The organism is Bradyrhizobium acaciae, assembly GCF_020889785.1.
Classification (GTDB): Bacteria; Pseudomonadota; Alphaproteobacteria; order Rhizobiales; family Xanthobacteraceae; genus Bradyrhizobium; species Bradyrhizobium acaciae.
In genome coordinates this window covers 1-7,456 of record NZ_JACMYK010000226.1, presented here as the reverse complement: position 1 = coordinate 7,456, position 7,456 = coordinate 1, and the positions used below count along the sequence as shown (strand labels likewise).

4 protein-coding genes are annotated in these 7,456 nt (G+C 65.1%); all 4 read right to left on the bottom strand.

What is annotated here, in order from left to right; genetic code table 11:
- Window positions 1-79: 79 nt before the first annotated feature.
- Window positions 80-835, bottom strand: a complete 756-nt coding sequence (locus H8A92_RS38770; RefSeq protein ID WP_229200544.1) for a VOC family protein — start codon at window positions 833-835, stop codon at window positions 80-82.
- A gap of 15 nt (window positions 836-850) precedes the next feature.
- The gene (locus H8A92_RS38765) at window positions 851-1,645 is read right to left on the bottom strand and encodes an enoyl-CoA hydratase (RefSeq protein ID WP_229200543.1); all 795 of its coding nucleotides are present in this window, start codon (window positions 1,643-1,645) and stop codon (window positions 851-853) included.
- Window positions 1,646-1,796: 151 nt separating this feature from the next.
- A complete protein-coding gene (locus H8A92_RS38760) occupies window positions 1,797-3,002 on the bottom strand; it encodes an ABC transporter substrate-binding protein (protein WP_229200542.1) in 1,206 nt (401 codons plus the stop codon).
- Between the two features lie 136 nt (window positions 3,003-3,138).
- Window positions 3,139-7,456, bottom strand: a 4,318-nt coding sequence (locus H8A92_RS38755) for a beta strand repeat-containing protein (RefSeq protein WP_229200541.1), incomplete at its 5' end; no start/stop codon positions are given.

Sequence of the window (7,456 nt, the reverse complement as noted above, 5' to 3'; positions counted from 1 at the left end):
AGCGCAGCGCAATCCGGGGACCGTCTATCCGCTGAGAGCGCGGTCCCGGATTTCGCTGCGCTGCATCCGGGCTACAACATCACGCCGTCAGCTTGAACGTCACGCCGCAGAGCTGGAACGCGTCACCCTTCACCGCACAGCCTCTGGCCTTCGCGGCCTCCAGCACCTTCGCCTTGTCGACGACCTTGAACGTCAAGCCGCTCATGATCTCGCTGTCGCCCTTGACGAAGTGGAAGATGGCATTCGGCAGCTTCACCACGGTGCCGTCAGCGGGAACGCCGACGATCTTTCCCCAATGCTCGGCCAGTGCCTGCGGCGCGGGGCTCTGCATCTCGACCTCGGTCAGCGCCAAAGTCGTGTCCTTGCGGATCGACTTCTGCCAGTCTGGACCGGCCGGTGGATACGGCCCAAGCACATCGTCGCTGCCGTCGGTGTGGTTGAACTCGATGAAGGCGGCGCGGCAGTCGCGCGGATGCAGTTGCACGCCATGATACGGCGCGTGCGTGATGACATTCGCGGTGCGCACGCCCATCGCATTGGCCTTGGCGCCGCGCGCGTCGGGATCCTCGCAGCAGAAGATCGCCATGTAGCCGCCGTGGCCGCCGGTCTTCTCGATGAAGCGGCCGGCCGCGGTGCCCGGCCCGGGCTGGAAGGGTGCGACGACTTCCAGGAGGATCGTATCGACCGGCAGCAGCGCGTTCTCAAGGCCGTATTTGGCGACGTTGCCGTCGCGGTAGCAGACATCGAGGCCCATGATGGCGGAGATATCAGCGATCACGGGTGCGAGCTGCGGCGCCACCAGGCAGATCTGCCGCAGCCGCATGTAATCGGCCATGTGATTGGTCACGGTCTACTGCCCCTGGAAGGTGGGCTTGCGCTTCTCGACGAAGGCCTTCGCCGCTTCCTTGTGGTCGGTGGTCTCGCCGGCGCGGGTGTGGTGGATCGCCTCGCCGTCGAAGCAGGCTTCCAGCGTCATGGTCTCGGCATTGTTGATGTTGCGCTTGATGTAACCGAGCGCCACCGACGGGCCCTGCGCCAGCGAGCGTGCGAGCTCCAGCGTCTCGGCCTCGACATCGGCATCGGGCACCACCTTGGAGACCATGCCGAGGTTATAGGCCTCCTGCGCCGACAGCACCGGCGACATCAGATAGAACTCGCGCGCCTTGGCGCTGCCGAGCATCTTGGTCAGGAAATAGGTGCCGCCGTAGTCGCCGGAGAAGCCGACCTTGGCAAAGGCGGTGGTGATCTTGCAGGAGGCGCTGGCGACGCGCAGGTCGCAGGACAGCGCGATCGAAAGTCCGGCGCCGGCCGCCGCACCGTCGAGCTGCGCCACGACAGGCTTCGGCATCGTGTGCAGGATGCGCGAGACCTCCATGCCGCGGCGCAGATTCGCCATCTTGGCCTCGAACGGCAGCGGCGCCCGGCCTTCCGCCATCGACTTGACGTCGCCGCCGACGCAGAAGGTGCCGCCGGCGCCCCTGATCAGCACCGCACGCACCTCGGTATCATCCTGCGCACGCCGCGCCGCCTCGACCAGACCGCGCGTCATGTCGGGATTGAGCGCATTGCGCCGATCGGGACGGTTCATGGTGATGGTGAGCAGGCCCTTGTCGAGGGATTGGAGAACCATCTGATTGTCGCTCATGGCGTTTTGCCTTTCGTTATTGTGGTTATGCACAAACTGCGTCCGCACCGTCAATTGCGAGCGGAGCGAAGCAATCCACGCTTCCGCATCCGCGGTTGGATGGATTGCTTCGTCGCTATCGCTCCTCGCAATGACGCCCTGGATGACTTCGTCACTTCTTCACCAGCGGGCAGCGCGAGGCTTCCAGCGGCTGGAACGCCTGGTCGCCCGGCACGGTCGCGAGCAGCTTGTAGTCGTCCCAGCGGCCCTTCGATTCCGAGGGCTTCTTGACCTCGAACAGATACATGTCGTGCACCATGCGGCCGTCTTCTCGGATCCTGCCGTTCTTGGCGAACATGTCGTTGATCGGGGTCTCCTTCATCACCTTCATGACGGCGGCCGCGTCCGTGGTGCCGGCAGCCTTCACCGCCTTGAGATAGTGCGTCACCGAGGAGTAGACGCCGGCCTGCGCCGAGGTCGGCACCCGCTTGACGCGCTCCATGAAACGCTTCGAGAACGCGCGGCTGTCGTCATTGAGGTCCCAGTAAAACGCCTCCGCGAGCAGCAGCCCCTGCGCGGTCTCGAGCCCGACGCTGTCGATGTCGGTCACGAAAGCCAGGAGCGGCGAGATCTTCTGGCCGCCTTTGGTGATGCCGAACTCGGCGCCCTGCTTGATCGCGTTGATGGTGTCGCCGCCGGCATTGGCGAGCCCGATCACCTTGGCCTTCGAGGCCTGCGCCTGCAGCAGGAACGACGAGAAGTCCGAGGTGTTGATCGGATGCCGCACGCTGCCGAGCACCTTGCCGCCCGACTTCACCACGACATTGCTGGTGTCCTTTTCAAGGTCCTGGCCGAACGCATAGTCCGCGGTCAGGAAGAACCAGGTGTCGAGGCCGGATTTCACCGCGGCAAGGCCGGTCACATTGGCCTGCGCGAAGGTGTCGAACACGTAGTGCACGGTGTAGGGACCGCAGGCCTCGTTGGAGAGGCGGATCGAGCCCGGGCCGTTGAAGATGATGATCTTGCCGCGCGCCTTGGCGATCTCGCCGGCGGCGAGCGCGGTCGCGGACGCCGCGACATCGAAGATCATCTCGACGCCCTGGTTGTCGATCATGTCGCGGGCGATGTTGGCGGCAAGGTCGGCCTTGTTGAGATGGTCGCCGACCACGATCTCGACCTTGCGGCCGAGCACCGTGCCGCCGAAATCCTCGACCGCCATCTTGGCGGCAGTTTCGCTACCCGAGCCGGTGATGTCGGCGTAGAGGCTCGACATGTCGAGGATGCCGCCGAGCTTCAGCGGAGGCTTGTCCTGCGCCAGCGACGCATTCGCCGAGATCGCAAACGCACAGGCCAACACGCCGGCCAAAACTCGTCTCATTCAAACCCTCCCCTGGAGATGCGGACCTCATTCCATCAGGTCCGTTTCGAGGGGCGGATCATGCCGCATGGCCCGCAGTGCAGCAAGCCGCAGCGGCAGCAATCTGTTTTCCGCTAAGCGGAATGACGCGTTGCGATCAGAGATGGAAGTCGGCAACGGTCTGGTAGGGCGTTCCCGCCGGCAGGCCGAGGAACAAATACTGCATGCCGTATTGTCCGGCGAACGCCGATGCCGTCGCATCCATGATGACGTGGCCGCCCAGATCCAGATGCAGTTCCGGCCGGGTGATCGCTCCGATCGTGTAGGCTGGGGCGATGGTCTCGTTGATGTGCAGCGCATCGAAGGCGGCGGACACGGCCGAAAGCGAGGCCGCATTGCCGGCCAGATCGACGACGTTAGCGCCATTGGCGACGAAGCCGGTCACCGCCAGCGAGCCGGCACGACATGTCGACGACACGATGTGATCGAACACCAGCTTCGACGGATCGCCGAGCAGCGCTGTCGCCGCGGCATCGTAGATCGCGCTGCCGCCATCGTTCAACGTCAGTGTCGGCGTGCCGCCATTGACGTGAACCGTCTCGTTGAAGCCTACGGTCAGTTGCACCAGCGAGCCCGTTGCCCCGACGCCCCCTGAGGGGGTCGCGGTGATCCCGGTCAGATGCGGCGCTGTCGTATCGAGGGTGAAGGTCAGGCTGGAAGACACACTGACATTGCCGGCGGCATCGACCTCCTGCACCGTCACGGTGTGCACGCCGTCTGTCGTGAAGACCGGCGCCACGGCCGAGAAGCTCGAAGCGCCGTCGGCCTTGAATCGCAGCGTGTCGGCCGCATCGGACTTGGTGTAGTCGATCAGTGCATTGTTGGTGATGTGATCGGAAGCCGAGAAACCGGTGTCCTGATGCAGCGTCACCCGCGGCGCCGCCGGAGGCTTGGTGTCGCCTGAGAAGGTGATGGTGCCGCTTGCCGCACCGGCATTGCCGGCGACGTCGCTGTAGCTCGCCCCGGCAACCGCCAGATCGGCCGACAGATGGTCGGTGACGTCAGGCGTGAAGATCGCGGTGTAGATATCATGGCCCGATCCGTTGAGGCCGACATGAACCAGGCTGCCCAACAGGCCGCCGTGGACGGTGATGTCGCCGAGCCCGAAGCCCGCGACCGCCTCGGAAAAGGTAAAGGTCATGAGCGCCGCGTCGCCGGCGTGCAGCACGGTATGATCGGCCGCCACTGACACCGTCGGCGAATGCGTGTCGCCACCGATGGTGGCGGTGTTGCTTGCAGCCCCGGCATTGCCGGCATCGTCGGCATAGCTCGAGGCCGTGATCCGGATCGAGCCCAGCAGCACGTCATTGATATCTGGCGTGAAGAGCGCGGTGTAGACGTCGTGGCCCGACACGTTGAGCCCGACATGGACCAGATTGCTCAGCGCACCGCCGGCGACGACGGTATCGTTGAGCACAAAGCCCATGACGTGCTCGGAGAAGGTGAAGGTGACGACTGAAGTCTGGCCGGCCAGCACCGTGCTCGGGCTTGCGGCAACCGACACCGTCGGAGCCTTGGTATCGCCGGTGAAATTGACGGTGCCGCTCGCCGCACCGGTGTTGCCGGCAACGTCGGTGTAAGAAGACGCCCGGACCTGCACCGACCCTGCTTCGGCGTTGCTTTCGTCCGGCGTGAAGATTGCGGTGTAGACGTCCTGGCCCGACGCGTTGACGCCGACATGGACCAGATTGCCCAGCGCCCCGCCATGCACAGTGACGTCACCGAGCGCGAAGCTCGCAATTTGTTCGGAGAAGGTGAACGTCACCAGCGCCGTCTGGCCGGCCAGCAGCGCGTTACGATCCGCCGCGATCGACACAGTCGGCGCCAGCGTGTCGCCGCCGATCGTGGCGGTATTGCTCGCCGTACCGGCATTGCCGGCGATGTCGCTGTAGCTCGATGCATTGACTTTCACCGAGCCGGTCTCGGTGTCGCTGACATCGGGCGTGAAGGTCGCGGTGTAGATGTCGTGGCCTGAGCCGTTGAGCCCGACATGCACGAGATTGGTCAGCGCGCCGCCATGGACGGCGGTGCCAGCAAGGGTGAAACCAGAAACAGCCTCCGAGAAGGTGAAGGTCGCGACCGAGAGGTCGCCCGCCAGCACCGTGTCCGGATTGAGCGTGACCGAGACCGTCGGCACCTGCGTATCGCCGGTGAAGCCCGCCGTGTTGCTGACCGCGCCGGCATTTCCTGCCGTGTCGCTGTAGCTGGATGCGTTGACCTTGACCGAGCCGGCCTCGGCGTTGCTGACATCAGGCGTAAAAGTCGCGGTATAGGTGTCCTCGCCGGCGCCGTTGACGCCGACATGGACGAGATTACCGAGCGCACCGCCGCTGACGCTGACGTCGCCGAGCGCAAAGCCCGCGACGGCCTCGGAGAAGGTGAAGGTCACCACCGCGGTCTGGCCGGCAAGCAGCGCATTGTGGTCGGCCGAAACCGACACTGTCGGCGCCTTGGTATCGCCGGTGAAATCGATCGTATTGCTCGACGCGCCGGAATTGCCGGCGACGTCGGTATAGCTGGACGCGTTGACCTGTACCGAGCCCGCCTCGGTGTTGGTCACGTCGGGTGTGAAGCTCGCGGTGTAGACGTCATGGCCGGAGCCATCGACGCCGACATGGATGAGGTTGCCCAGCGTACCGCCATGGACGGTGACATCACCGAGCCCAAAGCCGCTGACGACCTCGGAGAAGGTGAAGGTGACGACGGCGCTATCGCCGGCGGTCAGCGTGCTGTGATCGGCGGCGACCTGCACCGTCGGCGCCTTGGTGTCGCCCGTGAAAGTGATCGCGCTGCTTGCCGCACCGGCGTTTCCGGCGCTGTCGGTATAGCTCGATGCGTTGACCTGCACCGAACCTGCCTCGGCGTTGGTCACATCGGGCGTGAAGGTCGCCGTGTAGATATCCTGGTGCGCGGCATTGAGGCCGACATGGACGAGGTTGCTCAACACACCGCCGCTCACCGTCGTATCCGCGAGCGCGAAACCCGTAACCGCCTCGGAGAAGGTGAAGGTGACGGTCGAGGTCTGTCCTGCCAGCAGCAAAGTCGGGGTCGCCGCCACAGAGACGGTCGGCGCCGTCGTGTCGACCACGAGGTGCAGGTCGGTGGCCGCATGGGTCACGTCGGCGTCCTGGCCGCCGGGATCCTTGATGGTGCCGCCATTGAGCGAAAGGCTCTGCACCTGCAGATCGGACGTGTTGTCGCCGTCCTGCACGATGTAGCCGAACACCAGCGTGTGCGAGCCGCTGCCGCTGAGATAGGTCGCGGCCTTGCCGTCGTTGAGCAGCAGCTGCGGCGCGCCGGTCACGCTCACCGTGTTGCTGAAATCAACCGTGATGGTGACGACCTTGCCGGTGTTCAGCGTCGAGAGGTGCCCGGTGGTATCCGCCGTGACCGACGCGATGCTCGCCTGCGACCGGATTTCGAGATGCGGCGAGGCCGAGCCGTCGGACGCAAGCATCAGCGAGCCGAACGAGGCACCCGCCCCAAAACTCAGGTTCAGCGAGGCGAGCGTCGTGCCGCCGCTGCTCTTCACCAGCAACACGCCGTTCGAATAGGACAGCGTTGTCGTTGCGTTATAGGCGAGATTGCCGAAGTCGATGGTATCGCCGCCGGCAAAGCCGGTGATCGACGTGCCGAACGAGGTGCCGGAGAATGCGGCGGCATCGAGCACGAGCTTCTCGGTAGAGCCGTCGGTGAAGGCGATCGCGCCGGTCCCGACCGCGCCGTTCGCGGCGAGCTCAAGGATCGAACCCTTGATGACGGTACCGCCCGAATAGGTGTTGTGTGCCGACAGCACGAGCCGTCCGCCACCGGTCACCTCGACGTCGCCCGGCGTCGCGCCATCGGAGATGACGCCGCTCTGGGTGACGGTTTCGCCGACCGCGACATTGAAGACGGGATCGCCCGCGACGGTGATGTTGCGGGTCTGCGTGAAGCCGTCCGTGAAGCTGATGCCGGTGCCGTCGCCGAGCTTAAGGATGCTGGTGAGCGCGCCGAGATTGACGTTGGACGAGATCGACACCCTTGTGCCGGCGCCGCTGACCGTGGTGTTGCCGATATAGGTGTTGTTGCCGCCGAGAATGACGGTGCCACCGCCGCCGATGGCGAGGCCACCGACGCCCGCATTGGCGCCCGTACCGCCATTGCCGCTCTGGTCGGCGATGTCGTTGGTGACAGTCAGCGTCTGGCCGCTGCCAGGCACGAAGCTGAGATTGTTGTTGCCCTGGATGAAGATGCCGGAGCCGTATGCCGAGCCGCTGGTCTGGCCGCCGCCATTGGTGCCGCCTTTGACCGCGTTGAAGCCGGAATCGTTCGAGAGCGAGCCGCCCTTGAAGGTCAGCGAGCCGCCTTGCTCGACGAAGACGGTGCCGCCGGCGCCGAGGCCGCCACCGCCACCCGCCGTGCCACCACCGCCG

What these genes read in the sequence shown, in the direction of transcription:
- H8A92_RS38770 (WP_229200544.1), bottom strand. Translation starts at nt 835, where the DNA reads ATGGCCGATTACATGCGGCTGCGGCAGATCTGCCTGGTGGCGCCGCAG.
- H8A92_RS38765 (WP_229200543.1), bottom strand. Translation starts at nt 1,645, where the DNA reads ATGAGCGACAATCAGATGGTTCTCCAATCCCTCGACAAGGGCCTGCTC.
- H8A92_RS38760 (WP_229200542.1), bottom strand. Translation starts at nt 3,002, where the DNA reads ATGAGACGAGTTTTGGCCGGCGTGTTGGCCTGTGCGTTTGCGATCTCG.